The sequence below is a fragment of the Methylobacter arcticus genome, assembly GCF_050917435.1.
GTDB classification, from domain to species: Bacteria; Pseudomonadota; Gammaproteobacteria; order Methylococcales; family Methylomonadaceae; genus Methylobacter_A; species Methylobacter_A titanis.
In genome coordinates, this window is sequence record NZ_CP159583.1 from 1,073,564 (window position 1) to 1,092,559 (window position 18,996).

Consider the following 18,996-nt stretch of genomic DNA (forward strand, 5'->3'; position numbering starts at 1 on the left):
TTGTTTTGACCGGGCCGTTTCTTTAAAATGCACAACCTTATTAATTTGGAGAACACAATGCACAAATTCAATTTACTTTCATTTGCGATTCTATCGGCTTTAATTTCATTAAGTTTTAATGCATCGGCTGATATATCAACTGATAGAGCGGTTATTAGTAATAATGGCAGCGAACAGGTAACCGCAAGGGTTAGGTTTCAAACTCCTGTCAATGGTGACTTATATATCGCCGTACAAGTTAACGGAGAATTATTGTTTTTGGCTGACGAAGGTGCCAATTTTACTACAGCCATTACGCCGTTCCGCTCGAACAGCCATTTTTCTGGCAGCATCGATGCGCTTAATATATCCGGTCTAGGCATAGCTCCGGGACGTTATCTGCTTTACCAAGTAGTAACAGAACCGGGTTCAGATCCGTTAAATTTTATGAATTGGATGGGTGGTTTAGGTGGGTTAAGCACAATCAATTTTAGTATTGGCTTGCCTGCTAATTCAACCGGTGATTTTGATAACAATGGTTTTCCTGACGATGATAACAACCATGACGGTTATCATGATGATGATTCTAACCATAACGGATTTCATGATGACGATCAGAATCATGATGGTTTCCATGACGATGACGTTAATCGGGATGGCTTACATGATGACCAAGAAAATGAACGGGTTAACGACCATGGCAAGCACGTGAATGATTCTAATGATTGATAATGCATATCCTGGAGGACTCAAGCCACTATTGCAAGCAGTGTCGCGGCTATTAGTTCGAGCAAGGTAATCGGTTAATCATCGATAACGAGAATACTATAGGTAGTATGGACTTGACTCAAGTGCACCTGTTACAGAAGGTTGATTAGACGTATCTTGAGCGTCAATAAGTTGAAATCAACCAAATAATACGGTTGCTTTCAACCTATGGCGATACAGGAGGGGTGTGCTTACATTTTCTTCCACCTTGCAGCCCTGAGCTGAACCTGATCGAAATACTCTGGCGTAAAGTTAAGTACGAATGGTTGCCGCTTGATGCCTATCAAAGTTACCGCCACTTGAAAAAATGGGTGTTGGAAATCCTGAGTGACATCGGTGAAAAATTCCGAATAACTTTTGCGTAACTACTTAGGCCATATTGCGCATTGGCTGCCGACCCAAGAGCCGAGCAATGTGGGCGTGATGCCATCATCGCGACGAGGGCGTCGCTCCCATAAGGGTGTCGCGCGAAGCGAATCCCTGCCGTATCGTTTGTGTTGACCGGGTACAGCCAACAATCTTCATTCCCCGGTTGCAATAGTACGAAACTGTCGATAAAGTTCAGCTGACTATTTTGATCTGATTCCATAAACCCACCAGAAGGTATGCACATGAAAATCCATTTTTACGCTCTGGGCTTGTTAGCCGCATTGTTTTGTCTGCCAGTATCAGCGGCCGACTTTGATCGGTCGGCAGTGCAGCAGCTGTTAGCCAAGGCGGATCGGAACCACCCGGCACAGCTACGTCGAAAAGATCTTACCGGACTGGATTTGTCCGGCCTGGATTTCAGGAATGCCGACTTGTGGGGGTCGGATTTACGTAACGCCAATTTAAGCAACAGCGATTTGTCCGGTCTTAATCTGGATTTGACGGTGATGTCAAAAATCAATCTTTCCGGCGCTAACCTGTCCAATACCAGCATTTTCGGCGTACATATGGGCGGCGCTAATTTGAGCAACGCCAATCTGACCGGCAGCCGGTTTATTGCCAATCTGGATCGCTCCAACCTTAGCCATGCCAATCTTTCCCATGCCGACTGGGGCGTCGATATGAAGAATCAGCCGATGGGTTTAATGCGGGTCAGCTTGAATAATGTCAATTTATCGGGCGCCAATCTGGCCGATGCCAACCTTAATCGGGCGTTGATGCGCCATGCCAATCTTTCCGGCAGCGTGCTGAAAAACACGGTGTTATTTGGCGTTGATCTGTCCGGGGCCGATTTAACCGATGCCGATTTATCGGGAGCGGATTTGTCTGAAAGCAAATTGGAGGATGCCGATTTTACCGGCGCTAACCTGGCAGGCACGCGATTTGGTGTCGTGAATAATAAAGCCGTTTTGAAGCGCTTAAATGCGGCCAAAAATCTGGATGCGGCGATTTTTGATTGATGGCGCGCATTGGCTTGCTCACGCCTAAACCGCCGCCATTTCTTCATGTTGTGCCTGCAATAACTCAGTAAAATCCTCCGCCGGTACCGGCTTGCTGGTGAAATAACCTTGGTAGGCATCGCAACCTTTCTCCCGTAAAAAGTCTAACTGTTCCTGGGTTTCTACGCCTTCCGCAAGGACTTTAAAGCCCAGAATATGCCCCATCGCAATAATGGTGGCGGTGATTTCCATGTCATCTTGAAGATGCGGAATATCGTCGATAAAGCTTTTGTCGATTTTCAGCACGTCAACCGGGAAGCGTTTCAGGTAAGCCAGCGACGAATAACCGGTGCCGAAGTCGTCAATGGCAAGACGAATGCCTTGGTTACGCAGGTTATTGAGCACTTCCACCACTTTATCCTGATTTTCCATTAATCCGCTTTCGGTCATTTCCAATTCCAATTGTCCGGCCGGAAAACCGGTTTCGGCCAGTACTTCGGCAACCAGCGCGTTAATATCGCAACGGCGAAACTGTTGCGGCGATACGTTGACCGCCAGAGTTAGCGGCAAAAAGCCATCGGCCAGCCAACGCTGGCCTTGTCGGCAAGTTTCGCGCAGCACCCATTCGCCAATGGCGATAATCAGGCCGGTTTCTTCGGCAATAGGGATAAAGTGAATCGGCGCAATCAGCCCTTCGGTTGGGCATTGCCAGCGTATCAGCGCTTCGGCGCCGATAATCCGGTTGCTGGCAATATCTATCTGCGGTTGATAAAAAACGCGCAGTTCCTGCTGTTCAATAGCGTGGCGCAGGCGGTCTTCGAGATCGATACGTTGGCGGACGGCAATGGTGAGCTCTTCGGAAAAATAGGCATAGCAGCCGCGTCCGGCCTGTTTAGCTTCATACATGGCGGTATCGGCCTGTTCCATCAGCAGTTCCGCGCTATCGGCATGTTGCGGATACAGGCTGATGCCGATGCTGGCGCCGATCTGTACCTCCCGGCCCGGTTCATGGTCGGCTTCATCGCTGCGGAGTAATTGAAACGGTCTGCTTAAATCGGCGACTATTTCTTCTGCTACCCGTGCGGCATCTTCGGAGTGCGCAATATCTTTCAGCAGCACGATAAATTCATCGCCGCCCAAACGCGCCACCGTATCCGCCTCGCGCAACCGGGACTGGATACGCCCCGCGACCTGTTGCAGCAGTTCATCCCCGGCGGTATGCCCCAATTTGTCATTAACAGATTTAAAATGATCCAAATCAAGCATCAGCAACGCCATTTGCTTACCGTTGCGCCGTTCCCTGTTTATGCCATGCTTTAGGCGTTGCAGCAGCAAACGCCGGTTTGGCAGTTGTGTTAACGGGTCCAGAGATGCCAGTTGATTGAGTTCGTCTTGCAGTCTAGCGCTGACCAGGGTAACTAAAATAAGCAGCTGGATGGTGCTGAGCATAAAGAACACGATGAAAAATAATTTATCCGGTTGATCTTGTCCCAGCAGATAACTGTCTGTAGATACGGGTACTATCATCAGGGTGGTTATGCGGATAAAATGAATGACTATCTCGGTGCCAACGAAGCCGATGAACAGATTGGTTTCCATGATCAGGGCAAAGCTGCGCTGCAGGTAAACGTCGCGAATTATGAACAAGCTTATCAGTATGGGAAACACCGACATGATTATCTGTCGCGCCGGTATGGATGGCCAGACGGTCATGAATAAGCTGAGCAACACGGTACCCGGCAGCACAAACAGGGCAAACATCGACCAGCGCCAGCGAAGCCCGAAAAAGCGGCGGATGCCTGTCCAAAGAAAAACGCTGCCGGTTAGAATCAGGGAGTTTGCGACGACAATGGATAGGATGTCAGGAATAACGTCACGTAGACCAAGCCCCAGAAATCCGCTAAAAAACATCAGGCAGGCGGCAAGCCAATGATGCGGACCGTCAAGATTAGGGTGCCGACGCGCCGTTATCGCAAAAGCAATGGCAAAAACCATATAGACGATAAGAAGATTGATCAGTGAGGTGAATATATCGAATTTCATCGGACAAGGTTATTTTTAATCGGTCTGATCATCAGGCTTCACAGAATAAGTTGAACACGGCGCAACATATCCTGTCGGCTAAAAACCGGTACGTAAGCCCACATACACCGCCGCGCCATTAAAGCTAAAGTCGCGAAGCTCGATTGTGCGTTCATCGGTGAGGTTTTCGCCGCGTAAATATACCTCCGTCTTCGGCGTTAACCGGTAGTTTAACAGGGCATTGATACGCGGTGCGGTCTGGGCTCTGAATCTGTTGGCCACATCAAACCAGTAACCGCTATGGACAGTAAACTCCAGCCGCAACGTTAAGGGTTGCAGCAATTGAACTTCATTCCAGAATACGCTTTGGTGCTCGGGTCGAGCCGGTATGCGCAACTGCGTCAGCGGATTTTTGGCATGCATATAGCTGTAGTTCAGACCGCTCTGCCAAATGCTCGACCAACGGTGCTGCGACTGCATTTCTGCGCCCAAAACATCGGCTTTCTGTACGTTACCGGCCCTGGAGATACCGGTTTTTGAATCCAATTGCAGGGTAATCATTTGCCGATAGTGTTGATAATAGCCGCTGATCTTGACTTCGCTTTCAGGTAATGGCTGCCAGCGCCAACCAAGTTCGCCACCGGCACTGTGTTCCCCGTTCAACGTCTGATTGCCGAATACGGGATGCGTTAATTCACTGACGCCAGGTTGACGATAACCGGTGCCGCCGTTAGCCCATACGCTCATATTTTGCGGCAATGACCGGTTCACGCCCAGCGTAAACACCTGATGGTTGCCATAGGTGTCGCCCTGATCGAAACGGGTATCGGCGCTCCATTGCCAGGCACCCAGGATTAATTCTCCGCGCATATTCGGGCTGATCACGGTTTGTTTGGCCGGTAAATTCAGACCCTGCTGGTGCTGGGTATTGACGCCCCACACCAGCAGCGCCTGATTTTGATGATCCGCGCTCAGCGGCAGGCGATGGGTGTTTTTCCAGTCCAGCATCAATAACTGGCTGGTCAGCGAAAACGGCCTGATCGCGGCGGATTGCATTTGTTGCCGGTCTTGGGTAAAACCGAATTGCAGTGAGCTGTTCCAATACGCCGCCAGATCGTACTGGCCGCGCAACTGCGCCACCCAGGTCTCATCGGAAAACCGGCCGCGTTTGTCGTCCACCCAGCCTATCGTGCGTCTGGGCAACTTCAAACCGGGGCCGTCGATGTCTTCGTTAGTGCGCACAAAATACAACGACGCATCCAGGCCGCCCCGACTGAATTCTTTAAACCAGTTGGCCGATGCATGGGTCATGCCGAAGTCATCGCGTTCAGCGCCGCCTTGCGCCTGGCTGATGCCGCTAAAAATATCGCTACGCCCGACCACGGCAGAAAAATCCCCTGCACGGGTAGACAAGCCGCCACCGGCAGTGCTGCGTACCGTGTCATAGCTGCCGCCTTCAACATGAAAAAAACGTTCCTTGTCTGCAATATGCCGGGTTTGTAAATGAATGGCGCCGCCGAGCGAACGGCTGCCGTAGCGCTCGCCGCCCGGGCCTCGCGTCACCGTTACCCGGTCTAAAGCATCCAGTGCGTAGTGGCTCAAGGAGTAAAACCCGGCAAAATTGGCAAACAAGGGGACGCCGTCCAACGTAAGCAGGCCCTGGCCGCCACCGCCGGCGCCGCGCAAGCTGATGCCGGTCATCATCTGGCCGCTGCCCTGATTGAGCATTAAGCCGCCCTGACTTTTTAAGATGCCATTAACATCGGTCATGCCGCTGGCCTGTAACGCATCCCGGTCTATCCGGTTGCGCATACGCGGCGGTTCGATTAATTCAGGGTAAGTCCGGTCATCGTAGATTGTCACCGGCGTTAGCGAAATTTTGTCGTCAACGGCTATGGCAGCGGCCGACAGGCATAATAAAACCGCCGCAGAGAGTGGATATTTTTTGTCGCAGGATTTGCTTTGCCGAGATCGGGCATGGATAGTTGTCGAGATCATCGGTTACGGCAATTGTTGTTCTTGTTTGCCTGCTATCAGAATTCGCCCCAGTCTACGCAGTCCATCGGATGAAATATCCAGGCCGAACGGTGCGCCCAGTTTTTCAAGTTCGTAAATGACATCGGTTGCCGCGATAAAGGTTAGATAGCGTAAACCCTGTATACCGGGCAATTCTTTGGCGATGGTTTTTAATGCCGGAGCCAGGCGCTCCCAGGTATCGGCAAAAAATACCCGTACCGGATCGGCGCTATCGGCATCATGATTTTGTAAGCCTGCCTGAAAGGCCGTACGGGAATCCATCAAAATGCCCATCAGGGTTTCACGCAGTTCCGGTGATTGGGTATCGCGGCTGGCCTGTTCGATAGCTGAGCTCAAAAACACATCCCATTGCTGCCAGGCGGATTGCCATTGTTGTTGTTCGGACTCGCTAAAGGCAGCGGCAGGCTCGGCAACAACTCTTTTGGCCGGGGCATTAAAATCGAGCTTAATGCCGATGCCATTGTCTCCGGCCATGATGCTGTTGAATTTGAGCGACTTGAGTATCTCTTTGACTTCTGCCGCATTATCCTTGGGTAAAAAATGCGCCAGCGTTTGTTCAATGTTGCCGCGAGATTGGTTTAAATCAATTTTTACCGAGGCAAGCTTGGGTTCGGCAACGCGTTTGATCAACTCCTGAAGTTTGTTGATGGTCAAATGATGGCCGTCACGATCATAGGCGGTCACGCGGGTGATTGGAAAACTTAGCACTGAATGCGCTGAGTCGAGCGTCGGTTGCTGAAAGGTTTCCAGTATGCCGGACCATTCCAAAACCGTTAAACATTGTCCGCCCAGGCCGGTTCCGAAGCGTGCCTGAACCTGGTTTAACAGCTGGATTTGGCCGTTTTTGCCGTTAATCTCGGGATTGGACAGTTTTAAATAACTGCATCCTTGCTGGTCATTCCACAGTTCGGCGGTCGTATTTTTTCCGGTATACAGTTGGGAGACCAATACTTTTTTAATCAGACTGTAATCAATTTGTACGGGAACGCTGAGCTGATCGGCTGCGCCGTTTTTTGCAAACAGCAGCAATAGGCCGAAAACGGTCGTTATGAAACTTTTATGCATAAATTTTCTCCGGGTTGGCTTACACGCCAATAAGGGTGATGGTACAAGTAATGCTGATTATATTTAATTTGTCCCGGTAGCGGCTTGCGGAATAACCGCCTCTGTTGGTACCGGTTCCGGCTGTTTTTCGGGTATGTATTTGGGGCGGGTAAACTGGCGGCCCATGAATAAGTCATTACTGACGATGGCTATATTCTCCAGCCAGCGGGACGATAACTGGCAGGTTTCCGAATAAGGCGGCTCTTTGCATAGTTCCACCGTCCCGTTAGCCGACACATTAAAATGCAGGCCCGGTAATGGTCGCACCCGCATGTCAGGTAACGGTTGGGTGTAATCCATGATGCTCGGTTCATTGAAGTTGAGCAGATCGAGCAACAGCTTGGGTACTTGATAAAGCGGCAGGCTGCCGAACTTAATGGGTCCGCGTTTGCCGTCGATAATCAGCATCGGTGTGCTCACATAGGCTTTGAACATGGCCGGCGTAAAGTCGCTCCGATTGGTCGACAGTACACCTGATTCAACATAGCCTGCAAAATTCTCACCCAGAAAAGGCAGGTGATCGCCGAACACTACAATAATGCCTTCCGGATCGCGTTTGCGCACTTCCTTGATAAAGTCCATTAATTCACGGGACTTATAATAAATGGTATTGGCGTAGGCCGTTACTTCATCCACTTCGGAGCGCGAGCTGATTTTATCGGGGCGGCTTTCACTTAATGGATAATTCCAGTGGCCGAAATAGGTTACGATATAATCCAGAACCGGTTGCTTGGCCGCTAGCGGCCCGGATATTTTTTCCAGTACCTGGCGATATAAGGTGCTGTCGGACATGAAATTCCGATTCATGTCATCCTGAACAAAATCCTTCAATGACCAGTAGGTTTCGAAGCCCATGCGTCTGTAAGCATTAACACGGTTCCAGAACACCGGCACATTGGGATGGGAGGCGATGGTGCGGTAGCCCTTGTCGGCAAGAAGATGCGGCAAACAAGGGGCATCATTCAGAAATTGACGTTCAAATTTGACGGTGTTTTTCATCGCCGGAAACCCGCATAACACCTCAAATTCGGAATTGGCGGTAAAGCCGCCGAATACCGGATCCAGCGCCTGCGAGTATCCGGCGCTCTTCCATAATTCCCGGAACTCGGGTGCAAGTGGATTTTGTTTAAACTTGGCTTTCTTTAGCGCATTGGGATCCCAGAAAGACTCCAGCAAGACAATATGTACATTGCGCGGGGTAAATTCTTTGGCGATGGCTTGTTTTTTAGCTGGGGAATCGGTGAGGTCGACTGCCAGCAAGTTATCGGCGGCTTCCTGAGCCGTATCGGTATCGGGAATCACATCGGCTGCCGCAAAATAACGTGCAGTTTCCAATAGCGTGTAGAGTGTCGCTCCGCGCCACACGTAATTGGAGCGTTGATCCCACACCGAGTTCCCGAAATAACCATCCAGAGGCGTTAGCAGGGTATTTGGCTTATAAACGACGGTGATGCCAAGCAAAATGACCATCAGGCTGGCAAGATAAGCGCTCCAATGGCGCATGCTGAAATTGAATAGCAATAGGCTGGCAATGGCAGCTAGCGGTATAGCGGCGGCAAAAAATCGCCAACCGTCGAGTATCAACAGCAGCGATTGCAGGGCAAAAATATCATCCGGCATAAGCGGGCCGCCAAAAAACGATATTTTTACCGCGTTACCTGTGTATAACACCCCCATTAGCAGAGTATGAATTACCAGAAAGATCCATGCCTTTCGCGATAAGGCATACAGCATGTAAGCAACGACCAGTTGCAGCAGATAATCGTAAGGTACCGATGCAGGCAATATTTGCACATCGAATTTTAAGGCGCTGATCAGGTAAAACAACGCATAAAGCACTGTGGTGGACAGCAGGGGCAATAATTTCAATAGCATTGTGATAAGCGGAAGATCTGTTTCGGGAATTAAGCTTATATTATCATGAAACTTATTGCGTCCCGCTACGCCCCAGTTCACGGCTGATCCTGGCCTTGAAGCTTGCGTCTTTCGCCTCATCCAGCATAGAATGCGGTTTTTTGTTATTCTTTTTGGGGTAGGTAATGTCAGAGGCAATTTGGTTTAGAACCGGCGAAGCAACGGTGTTTTCCAGCGATGGACAAGGCACAGACGCGATGCCGGAAATATTGATAGGCAGCGTAAAAGGCCCGGCCGGCAATGCTTTTGCCAACCTGATGGGGCAAACCGCAGGTCATACTAGAATGTTCGCTATTCGAGCCTGTAATCAGCAAGTGAAGCCTGCGACGATCATGGTGCCGAAAGTCACAATCAAATCGACTGCTTATGTGGAATTATTTGGCGGTCCCGTGCAGTCGGCGGTGGCTGATGCCGTTTTGGATAGTGTGATTGCCGGTGTTATTCCTGCCGATCAGGCCAACGATCTGTGCATCATTGCGATGCTCTGGATTGCTCCGGAATGTGCCGCCAATCCCGATCTGGACCGTAAAGATTTATATCGCACCAACTATGAAGCGATGAAGCTGGCCATTTCCCGCGCAATGAGCAATTCACCCAGCATTGAAGAGTTAATCGCCAATCGGCACAAAATTGTCCATGAAATGTACGATCCTGAAACCGGCGAGTCTCAGTGGTAAAAAAAACCGACGCTGAGCCGGAGTCGGTTATCGACCCCGGTAATAGTCAAGCTTTTTATGGATTACAAAGACAGTTATCATGAGTTTATTAATTAAATACCTTTCGCTGTGCTGGTTCAGAAACAACCCGGCTGAGTTTGTACCCACAAAATCGTTTATGTGGAAAACTGTGGGCTTTTACCTGATTTCAGGGATTATTGTTGAAAGCCTGATTGCCGACCCTGCCGACGGCACGCTGGAGGTTTCGCTACGAACCGTGATGGCTTTTTCATCAATCGCTACGTTATTGTTGATACTTAGAAAATGGTCGTATTTTAATCAACTGTTCACGGCTATTTTTGTCTGTGAAAACTTTATTATGACCTTGGCGATTTTGACCGAAGTGCTGTATTTTGTGATGGTAAGGGAGCATGTCGAATACGCTGAAGAAATATCAATCGGTATTGGTGCAATGCTGCTTTGTTGGTATTTGGCGATAGTCGGTTATCTTTTACGACAATTTTTTTCGTATACAACGAGCGTCAGCGTTATTTTAGCGGTTAGCTATTTTGTTTTAACCTACGGCATTCCGATGCTGTTTATGGATATTTAAAAACGACTGGGTCGAACGGCCAACTCAACGGGCAGTTGAGACAATATCTGGATTCTCGCCTCGAAGAGACGGTGAAAGTAAAGGGTAGGGGCGACTTGCGTCTCCCCTACACCGCGTGGATTGCCAAATATCAACTTCTTAAATTCACACTGAATAGTTTTACTCGATAGGTTAATGTAATGGCGGCGATGCCATTAAATCTTACAGGGTTGTCTTGGCTTAAATGGACGCCCACTATTTGTCTTCCCCCTGTTTTTTCGCGGCCTTTATCGCCAGTTGCAGCTCCAGGCGTTGTTTTTCAAGTGCGAGTAATTCGATTTCCCGGCGAAGATAAATATCGGATTCCTTGTTTTTGTTATAGCTTTGTTGCTGTAATTCCAAGCGCTGTTGTTCCCGGTGTTTTTGGGACTCGACATCGGCATCGAATTCCAATTGTTTTTGGCGTTTTTCAATGGCGAGTTGTTGGCTATGGATTGTGTTCTTGGATTCCCTCCATTTGGCCTGCTGGAGTTCATATTTGGCAATGTCGGCTTCCAGTTCTTGGGCTTTTAATTTGGCCTGGTGTGCCAATGATTCCAGGTGAGCTTGTTGTTCTGCCATTCTCAGGCGGGATTCCTGTTTTTGCTGTTTCTGAAGATTCGCTTCCAGAGTTATTTCCTTAAGGCTATTATCATGCTTAACTTGTTCGGCATGGAGGCGTCTTTCAATGTCAAACTGTTCCTGTAGCTGATGTTGTTTTTCTTCAAATAAGCGCTTTTTATTGAATGCGTCCTGGGCTTGCTTTAAGCGTTCCAGTTCAGCATCGCGGTTTAGTTGATCGAGCTGTTTTTGTTTATGTTCCAATTGTTGCTGTTCAATTTCTTGTTCCTGACGAAATAATTCCTCTCTTTTTGCCTCATCAACCTCAAAGCTTTTTTTAAGGACGCATAAATAAACATGTTCTTTGGGCAATTGTACGTTGGGGAATTCTTCAAATGAGGGTTTTAAAGTGCATAATATTTGCGATTGGATATTTTGCAATATCAGCATTTCACTGGCGGCCAAAGAAATCTTCTTTTCAATGTCGGCTACGCCTTTTTGTACCCAGGCGCCATCCGATAAATTAACTAACTCTTTATTTATCAGATTAATAAGCAAATCTTCATAGGCGGTTTTGATATGCTTATTGATGTCAGACAAAATATCCATATTGCTGAGAGCATATTTCAAGCTAGCCTGAAAGCGAATGTCCAGCGCTACATCAATGGTACAAAAGCCGTCGTAAAGCTTGATTTGCTGGGTAATGCGCCAGTTTTCAACCGGTAATGGATAAACATGGTGATAAAAGCGTTTAACAAATCCTTCGGGGCGTAAAAATAATTTCGAATAAGGGCCGATTTTGGTATGGACAAGCTGGCGATCAACATCAAAAACGGGTTCCCATAGCTCTGACAGCCCGAGCTCATCGCTTGCTAAGCTGCCGTCAATAAACCATTTGTCGATTTCAGTTCTGGAACTATTCATCAGCATTTGCTTGTTTGCTCAGGATCGACTCGGCTTTTAATCGGCTAATTTTATCGCCCATTTTCTCGGCAATCAATGGATAAAGATTAGGCGCGAACTCGACGGTTTTGTCATCGATTTTTCTTAAGAAACCCCGGTTTAATAATAAACCTACGGCAAACATTCTTGACCAGTCGGAGTAACGTCTGGCTCGTTCCAGTTCGGTTTTCTCGATAATCATTTCAAGTTCGTCGTTTTTATTGATCCGGAACTCGGTAAACTGTCGTAAGCATTCAAAAACCAGCTCCTCTTCCTCGGCGGTTAATGGGCCGGGAGCCGTAAACTCGAGGCGGTATGACAGTAATACGGTGAAAAAATCAACCATCGCCGCACAAACAAAAGCGAACAATGAAAACTCGGACCACATCGCGGCCGAAGGCTGGACATCGGCGGTGAATTGCTTGTAAGTCATCAACAAAGGCGCTTCCGGTAAGGACTGCCCGATATTGCCGGATAACAGGTTGATCTTTAACTGGACACTCTGGAAGTTTTTCAGCATCGCATAGTAGGCATTTTCAATGTTCGCCGCGACATCGAGGTCATTGATACTGGCTTGCAGTTTTTGAATGTCTTTGTCCAATGCAGAAAAATCATCATCGAATTTGGCCTGTTGCTGTTTTTTCTCCAGGTAAATCTGGTTGTAATGCTTCCAGAACGGCCCTTCGCCGACTTGCTGCTTGTAGCCTTCAACAATTTGCGGGTGCGTGCCAAAATAGGCTTGTGATACTTCAAGCGAGGCTTTTTCCATATCGGCGCGTTGTTGCTTTAAAACCTCGGCTTTAATGGTCAAGACACGGTCTACATAGGTTTTTATATCGGTTCTGATTTGATTTAAGCGGTTAATGTGCTGAGTGTCGTGCTCGGAAATTTCATAAAACTTGAAATAAGAGAATGAAACCGAAGCGCTCAGCGCAATGAACAGCGAACAAACCACCGCAAAATAGCGCATCCGGTTGGCCTGCCAATGAATTCCGGCAATTTCCAGCGAACAAATAACGATGATAGATTGGATGGCAATGGTAATGACCAGTGCAATCCACGGAGTAATAAAATGGGATAAGCCGTAGTAGGTGGTAAAACCTGAAGCGACGCTCAACATCAATACAATGGGGATCGTCCATATTCTGAGCATGCCGACAAATAAAGTCTGGATGCTATTAATCAGATAGCCCACGCCGGAAGCTCTTATTTTGGAAAATTCGGAAGTTTTCATCAAATTTCTTTGTTAGTTTGAGAACTCTCCCTTCAGGGAGATTCGTTCAACGTTGACAACGCTGCTTTAGTATCGTTATCCTTTCAGGTAACCTCGTCGTTTACGGCCAGGCAATTCACCGACCTCTATCTGTCGATGGATTGTCGTAAGACAAGTCATTTGACAGATGAGGTCGAATGTGGATTGAAACATTTTAATGTGATGGGTTTCAAGCGTGCGGGATTGATAAGAGTATTGTGCAGGGGCGAATTCATTCGCCCCTGCAGGCTGTCGTTAATAGATAACTTTTCGGTCTTTCAGCGCACTGTAAATAGTGTCAATATCGACTGCATCGCTATCAAAACTAATATCCGCCAGATTGGCGCTGTAATTAACGCATAAACAAAGCAGTCCGGCATTTTTAACGGCGACTATCAGCGATGTATTTTGCGTTTCTAAAACGGTCGTTGCATGACCGTTATCAAATAGTTTCCTCTCCAGTTGATAGGCGATTTCTTTAGCATTTGAGCCGGTCAAAGCAATCGCTGTCGCCGTTTGACTAAAACGTGCGGCGCGTTCTTCGGGGCTGACCGGATTCAGGTTTTCCTGATCAATGCCGCCGGTAATCATGCCTGCGCCGACGGTGCTGTTGGTCAAGCGGTCTATGATAATGAAAGAACCGGTGCCTTTATGGGTAAGGTAGGGATCGAACACGACCGGCGCGTTGACTGAAACCGTACAGGAACCGATCTCATTCAAGTGCAGTTCGACAGCATCATGGTGTTCCAGCGTATTGACGTCGATTCTATGGTGAATCATCGCGATAGACCCGGATACGCTACGCGTCGCCAGTTTAATCACGTATTGTTTACCGGGTGTCAGGGCATTTTCAGCCATCCAGACGATAGTGGCCTTAAATTTGTCCGAGACGGTCGCCGGGTTTTGTTCTGCGCCGATCAGCATGTCGCCGCGGCTAATATCGATCTCGTCTTCCAGCGTCAAGGTGACCGCCATCGGCGCAAAAGCTTGCTCCAGTTCGCCGTCGTAAGTCACGATGGACTTGATTTTGCTGATTTTTCCGGAGGGCAGGGCGGTGATCTTGTCGCCTTTTTTGAAAATGCCGGAAGCGACCGTGCCGCAAAAACCGCGAAAATCGAGATTGGGGCGGTTGACGTACTGCACCGGAAAACGGGCATCGTCAAAATTGCGGTCATTGGCGATTTCGATGCTGTTCAGCGCTTCCATTAACGGCATGCCGGTAAACCAGGGCATGTGTTCGCTGGGATTGACCACGTTATCGCCGTCCAGCGCCGACATCGGGATAAAAGTGATGTCCTGCAAAGCCAGCGACTGAGTAAAATCCAGATAGTCCTGTTTGATTTTATTAAACGTGGCTTCGCGGTACTCAATCAAGTCCATTTTATTGATCGCGACGATGATGTGATGAATGCCCAGTAACGACGCGATAAAGCTGTGCCGTTTGGTCTGGGTCTGCACGCCGTAACGGGCATCGATCAGGATAATCGCCAAATCGCAGGTTGAAGCGCCGGTCGCCATGTTGCGGGTGTACTGCTCGTGTCCCGGGGTGTCGGCAATAATGAATTTGCGCGTGGCGGTAGAGAAATAACGATACGCCACATCAATGGTGATGCCTTGTTCGCGCTCGGCTTGCAGGCCGTCAACCAGCAACGCCAGGTCGATTTTGCCGGCGCCGGTGGTGCCTGATTTGACGCTGTCGGCCTGAACTGCAGCCAGTTGATCTTCATAGATCATTTTGGAGTCGTGCAGCAGGCGGCCGATCAGCGTACTTTTGCCGTCATCGACATTGCCGCAGGTTAAAAAACGCAATAATTCCTTGCGTTCGTGTTGCGCCAAATAGGCGTCTATATCGGTACTGATTAAATCGGATTGGTGGGACATGAGGAAGGAGTTACCTTAAATTTTAAGTTGAATTTAATTGCTAGATCTGTAAAGGAGAAACAATCGGAGCATTTTTATTGAGTAAAGCAATCAACATCAAGTAGGTTTTCAAATTATTTTTTTGAAAACAAATAGCGAGTGATAACGAGTACAACACCAAACACTTCTGCTAAAGTCCCTCCCATAAATAAGTTAAGATGTGTTGGGTCTTGGAAATGTAAATAATCAATGCCTGTTGCTATAAAAATAGCATTCATAGCGACCAGTTGACCGATTAGTATCCAAATAAACCAATTAGCATATCGTTTTTTGAGCTCGGTATCTGCAACTTGATCATCGACTTTAGCCTGAGTTAAAGGATCAAGGCTTTTTAACTCAATTGTTTGGTCTTTGGCTTCTAATGCTAAGCGTAGTTTTTTAGTTACTTCCGCTATATCAGTGGATTGTTGTTTAATGCTCATCAATTAAGAACTTAAGCCAAGATTTTTTAATCGAAACCGGACCGCATCATCGGATACGCCAAAGTGTTGGGCTATTAAAAATGCAGGGAGTCCTTGAGTATTGAGAGATTGAACTTCCTTTGCAGGCATGAGTAACTCGGCTGCAAATTGATTTGCATAAATTTCTTCAGAATCATTGCCTGTTGCGGAAAGTTCATTGCGAAAATCGATATACTCGTAATGAGCGCCATTAGTTGCCAATCGATAGACGTAGTGACCTATTTCATGAGCGCAGCTAAAACGTTTTCTGTTTTTACTGTCAGAGTTACAAAGAAGAATAACTGGGTCTCTTCCCTCATCTTTTATCAAGGCGCCTGAAACATTGTCTGGGAGCATGGTTTCGACAACATCAATGCCCAGCTCCCAGGCTATCTGAACCGGGTCAACAGGCAAAGGCCGACCGCTCCACATTGTTGTTAGAAGTTCTGACGCATCTGTTTGCGGATTCACATTTATGCTCCTCATCTAACTAGTTCAATATCACATATACAGCATAACGGGAAGAATATCATTAAAAATACCCTTCTCGTTTCTTTTGCTCCATAGAACCCGATTGGTCATGGTCTATTAACCGTCCCTGACGTTCTGAAGTTGTGGTTAACAGCATTTCCTGGATGATTTCCGGCAGCGTGGTGGCGGTTGATTCGACTGCGCCGGTCAACGGGTAGCAGCCTAAAGTACGGAATCTCACCATTTTCATTTCAACTTTTTCATCGGGGCCGATTGGCATACGCTCATCATCAACCATGATTAACATGCCGTCACGCTCAACAACCGGGCGCTCCTTGGCGAAATACAACGGCACGATGGGAATATTTTCCAGGTGGATGTATTGCCAGATGTCCAGCTCCGTCCAGTTGGACAGCGGAAATACCCTGATGCTTTCGCCTTTGTCGATTTTGCCGTTATAGATATTCCATAATTCGGGGCGCTGGTTTTTAGGATCCCAGCGGTGATTCTTGTCGCGGAACGAATACACCCGTTCCTTGGCGCGTGATTTTTCCTCGTCACGTCGAGCACCGCCAAAAGCCGCGTCAAACTGGTATTTATTCAGCGCCTGTTTAAGGCCGTCGGTTTTCATCACGTCGGTGTGTTTTTTACTGCCGTGGGTAAAAGGCCCTATGCCCTGATCGACGCCATCCTGATTGATATGAATCAGCAACTCAAGCCCCAGCTGCTTGATCATCTGATCGCGAAACTCGATCATTTCCTTGAACTTCCAGGTGGTGTCCACATGCAGCAACGGAAACGGCGGTTTGCCTGGATAGAAGGCTTTCATGGTCAAATGCAACATCACGGCAGAATCCTTGCCGACAGAATACAACATCACCGGACGTTCAAATTCGGCTGCAACTTCACGAATAATATGAATGCTTTCAGCTTCCAGTTGTTTAAGGTGGGTCAGTTTATAATCAGTCATTAAAAGTCCGTCAGGTTTGGAGGTCACGCTATGTTTATTGAATGCGCACGATAATAAGTGGGTTATTTTAATTTGAACGGGCTTTTAATGCCAGATTTCTTGGGATTTATTGATATTATTGGTTGGCTAATGTCTATATTTTAGCAAGCCTTTGTCTGAGAATCAGTTTTTTGAACAGGGGTTAAAAAAGGTGAAATACTCATTGAGTGATGTGTTAACTATCACGATATTTTTTTAAATGAATGGAGAGTAAAAATGAAAATTGATTTTTTGGGTTCAATAGGTATTGCCGGGTTACTACGGAAAACGTTAGGCGGCTTGGTTGTGATCATGATCCTGTTGACTTCAGGCTGTGCTACGGTAGGTCATGAGTTTCCGGCGGGTCAGGTTTCAACCATCAAGATAGGGCAAACCACCCAGAATGACATCTATACCACGTTTGGGAGCCCATGGAGAACGGGCCTTGATAACGGTATGAAAACCTGGACCTACGGTAACTACTATTACAGCTTGTTTAGTGACGGCAGCACCGAAGACCTGGTTATTAAATTCGACAACCGTGTTGTTGTTGCGTCTTTTGTATTCAATACGACCAAACGTTCGAAATAAGCGAATACTCTTTTCAAAACTTGACCCGTTGGCATAAAAAAACCCGCTTTGAAAGCGGGTTTAGTGTTTACAGCATCAAGAAAAACGCTTTATCAGTATTCGATCCAGATCAATTCGACACGACGGTTTTCAGATTTACCGGCTTCCGTGCTGTTATCGGCAATAGGTTGAGTTTCGCCGTAGCCTTTAGCAACCAGTCTGTTGGTAACGCCTTTCATTTTGAGGTAATCGACAACTGACTGTGCACGTTTTTGCGACAATCTCATATTATAGTCATCGGCTCCTTCGCTGCTGGCATGCCCTTGGACTTCGATATCATTTTTCATCGGATGAGTAACAATGTTTTCCGCGACGATATCAAGAATATGCTCGGCATTCAAGGTTAACTTCGCAGAATTATATTCGAAGTGCTGACCTTTCAGTACAAGCTTGACTGGGCATCCGGTATGATCAACCGTGGTGTTTTTGAGGGTATCGGGGCAGAGATCCAGGCAGTTGTTAACACCGTCAGAATCCGAATCAAGAGTAGAACAATCTGCAACTGCAGCAACTGCGACAGGAGCCTCATACTTTTCTGCAGGTTTTGGCTTGTCACCGAACGGAATAACAAAACCGACATTAACTGTCATATCGTGAAATTCGTCAGTACCAGGCTGTACATGAGCATTCAGATTGTTATTGTAACGATAACGCACATCGCTGCGGAGCAAGAAATTGTCATGAAGTTCGTAGGTAAAACCTGCGCCTGCTTCGCCAATGATGCCAGCACCGCAATTAGCGGAAGCGCAACTGTTCATGCCGCCTAATCCGATTACAGTGTAAGGTGAGAATTTGTCGCGGGAGAAATAATACTGTAAGTCAGCGGTGCCGCCAGTCAGGCTCCAGGGGCCGTTTTCGCCGCCAAATTCTTGATAAAAGCCTTTGACTTCGACGTTGAAATGTTTGTCGAGGATCTTGCCGATACCCATGCCGCCACCCCAACCGTCGCTTGAATTCCGGTCGCCACCGGTTCTGACAAAGGAAGCGAAAGGCGCAATGTACCAACGATCATCCTGTATTTGATCTGCTGCCTCTGCCAGCGGCAGGAAACCCGCGCTGGTAAATGCCGCAATGGCGAGTAAGTTTTTCTTCAACATAATATTTTTCCTTCAAAGTAATAAAAAATGGACTCCCTAAAAACACATCAATGTGTTGCCAAATCCAGGGAGCATTCTGGACTAGCTAATTTTGAATCTGCGCTAACTAGGGGTCGTCGGTAACCAACAAACACTAAACATACACGCAAAAAAGTATCAATTGGACTAGCGCTTTTTAGTAGAAACAAGCTACGCCTGTTAAGCTTACTCCAGACAT

At 47.6% G+C, this 18,996-nt stretch carries 18 protein-coding genes; 6 read left to right on the plus strand and 12 right to left on the minus strand.

Annotated features, from left to right (window positions below):
- Positions 1-57: 57 nt before the first annotated feature.
- Together ABXJ76_RS05215 and ABXJ76_RS05220 are read left to right on the plus strand one after the other, a co-directional pair.
- Entirely contained in the window at positions 58-708 is a 651-nt protein-coding gene (locus ABXJ76_RS05215) for a hypothetical protein (RefSeq protein ID WP_432744799.1), read from the plus strand.
- A gap of 224 nt (positions 709-932) precedes the next feature.
- The gene (locus tag ABXJ76_RS05220; RefSeq protein WP_432746447.1) at positions 933-1,112 is read left to right on the plus strand and encodes a transposase; all 180 of its coding nucleotides are present in this window, start codon (positions 933-935) and stop codon (positions 1,110-1,112) included.
- Here ABXJ76_RS05220 and ABXJ76_RS05225 read toward each other — a convergent pair.
- The gene (locus tag ABXJ76_RS05225; RefSeq protein WP_432746590.1) at positions 1,037-1,336 is read right to left on the minus strand and encodes a hypothetical protein; all 300 of its coding nucleotides are present in this window, start codon (positions 1,334-1,336) and stop codon (positions 1,037-1,039) included. The genes ABXJ76_RS05220 and ABXJ76_RS05225 overlap by 76 nt on opposite strands.
- Before the next feature lie 22 nt (positions 1,337-1,358).
- Between ABXJ76_RS05225 and ABXJ76_RS05230 the strand changes: the two genes are divergently transcribed.
- Entirely contained in the window at positions 1,359-2,135 is a 777-nt protein-coding gene (locus ABXJ76_RS05230; RefSeq protein WP_432744801.1) for a pentapeptide repeat-containing protein, read from the plus strand.
- Between the two features lie 24 nt (positions 2,136-2,159).
- Here the strand turns inward: ABXJ76_RS05230 and ABXJ76_RS05235 are convergent, their stop codons facing one another.
- From ABXJ76_RS05235 to ABXJ76_RS05250, 4 genes are all read right to left on the minus strand, one after another.
- A complete protein-coding gene (locus ABXJ76_RS05235) occupies positions 2,160-4,157 on the minus strand; it encodes a putative bifunctional diguanylate cyclase/phosphodiesterase (RefSeq protein WP_432744803.1) in 1,998 nt (665 codons plus the stop codon).
- Positions 4,158-4,235: 78 nt separating this feature from the next.
- Positions 4,236-6,134 (minus strand): TonB-dependent receptor, encoded by a 1,899-nt coding sequence (locus tag ABXJ76_RS05240; RefSeq protein ID WP_432744806.1) that lies wholly within the window; start codon positions 6,132-6,134, stop codon positions 4,236-4,238.
- A 3-nt stretch (positions 6,135-6,137) separates the two neighbouring features.
- Positions 6,138-7,238 carry a hypothetical protein gene (locus ABXJ76_RS05245; protein ID WP_432744808.1) on the minus strand — a complete coding sequence of 367 codons (1,101 nt, stop codon included), beginning with the start codon at positions 7,236-7,238 and terminating at the stop codon, positions 6,138-6,140.
- 63 nt (positions 7,239-7,301) lie between these two features.
- Positions 7,302-9,233, minus strand: a complete 1,932-nt coding sequence (locus ABXJ76_RS05250) for an LTA synthase family protein (protein ID WP_432744810.1) — start codon at positions 9,231-9,233, stop codon at positions 7,302-7,304.
- A gap of 83 nt (positions 9,234-9,316) precedes the next feature.
- On the opposite strand from ABXJ76_RS05250, the gene fae reads away from it, so the two are divergent.
- Positions 9,317-9,868: a formaldehyde-activating enzyme gene (fae, locus tag ABXJ76_RS05255; RefSeq protein WP_432744812.1), complete on the plus strand. Its 552-nt coding sequence runs from the start codon at positions 9,317-9,319 to the stop codon at positions 9,866-9,868.
- Positions 9,869-9,947: 79 nt separating this feature from the next.
- Positions 9,948-10,460 (plus strand): hypothetical protein, encoded by a 513-nt coding sequence (locus ABXJ76_RS05260; protein ID WP_432744814.1) that lies wholly within the window; start codon positions 9,948-9,950, stop codon positions 10,458-10,460.
- 234 nt (positions 10,461-10,694) lie between these two features.
- Here the strand turns inward: ABXJ76_RS05260 and ABXJ76_RS05265 are convergent, their stop codons facing one another.
- The 6 genes from ABXJ76_RS05265 to cysD all read right to left on the minus strand — a co-directional run bounded on the left by ABXJ76_RS05265 (position 10,695) and on the right by cysD (position 17,034).
- Entirely contained in the window at positions 10,695-11,963 is a 1,269-nt protein-coding gene (locus ABXJ76_RS05265) for a hypothetical protein (protein WP_432744817.1), read from the minus strand.
- The gene (locus tag ABXJ76_RS05270; RefSeq protein WP_432744819.1) at positions 11,956-13,215 is read right to left on the minus strand and encodes a hypothetical protein; all 1,260 of its coding nucleotides are present in this window, start codon (positions 13,213-13,215) and stop codon (positions 11,956-11,958) included. Before ABXJ76_RS05270 ends, ABXJ76_RS05265 begins: the two co-directional genes overlap by 8 nt.
- 273 nt (positions 13,216-13,488) lie before the next feature.
- Positions 13,489-15,114 (minus strand): sulfate adenylyltransferase subunit CysN, encoded by a 1,626-nt coding sequence (gene cysN, locus ABXJ76_RS05275; protein ID WP_432744821.1) that lies wholly within the window; start codon positions 15,112-15,114, stop codon positions 13,489-13,491.
- A gap of 113 nt (positions 15,115-15,227) precedes the next feature.
- Positions 15,228-15,575, minus strand: coding sequence for a hypothetical protein (locus ABXJ76_RS05280; RefSeq protein WP_432744822.1), 348 nt, complete (start codon positions 15,573-15,575; stop codon positions 15,228-15,230).
- 3 nt (positions 15,576-15,578) lie between these two features.
- Positions 15,579-16,064: an ImmA/IrrE family metallo-endopeptidase gene (locus ABXJ76_RS05285; protein ID WP_432744824.1), complete on the minus strand. Its 486-nt coding sequence runs from the start codon at positions 16,062-16,064 to the stop codon at positions 15,579-15,581.
- 61 nt (positions 16,065-16,125) lie between these two features.
- On the minus strand, positions 16,126-17,034 hold the full coding sequence (gene cysD, locus ABXJ76_RS05290) for a sulfate adenylyltransferase subunit CysD (protein WP_432744826.1): 909 nt from the start codon (positions 17,032-17,034) through the stop codon (positions 16,126-16,128).
- 255 nt (positions 17,035-17,289) lie between these two features.
- Between cysD and ABXJ76_RS05295 the strand changes: the two genes are divergently transcribed.
- On the plus strand, positions 17,290-17,643 hold the full coding sequence (locus tag ABXJ76_RS05295) for a hypothetical protein (RefSeq protein WP_432744828.1): 354 nt from the start codon (positions 17,290-17,292) through the stop codon (positions 17,641-17,643).
- A 92-nt stretch (positions 17,644-17,735) separates the two neighbouring features.
- Here ABXJ76_RS05295 and ABXJ76_RS05300 read toward each other — a convergent pair whose 3' ends face one another.
- A complete protein-coding gene (locus ABXJ76_RS05300; RefSeq protein WP_432744830.1) occupies positions 17,736-18,779 on the minus strand; it encodes an OmpA family protein in 1,044 nt (347 codons plus the stop codon).
- Between the last annotated feature and the right edge of the window lie 217 nt (positions 18,780-18,996).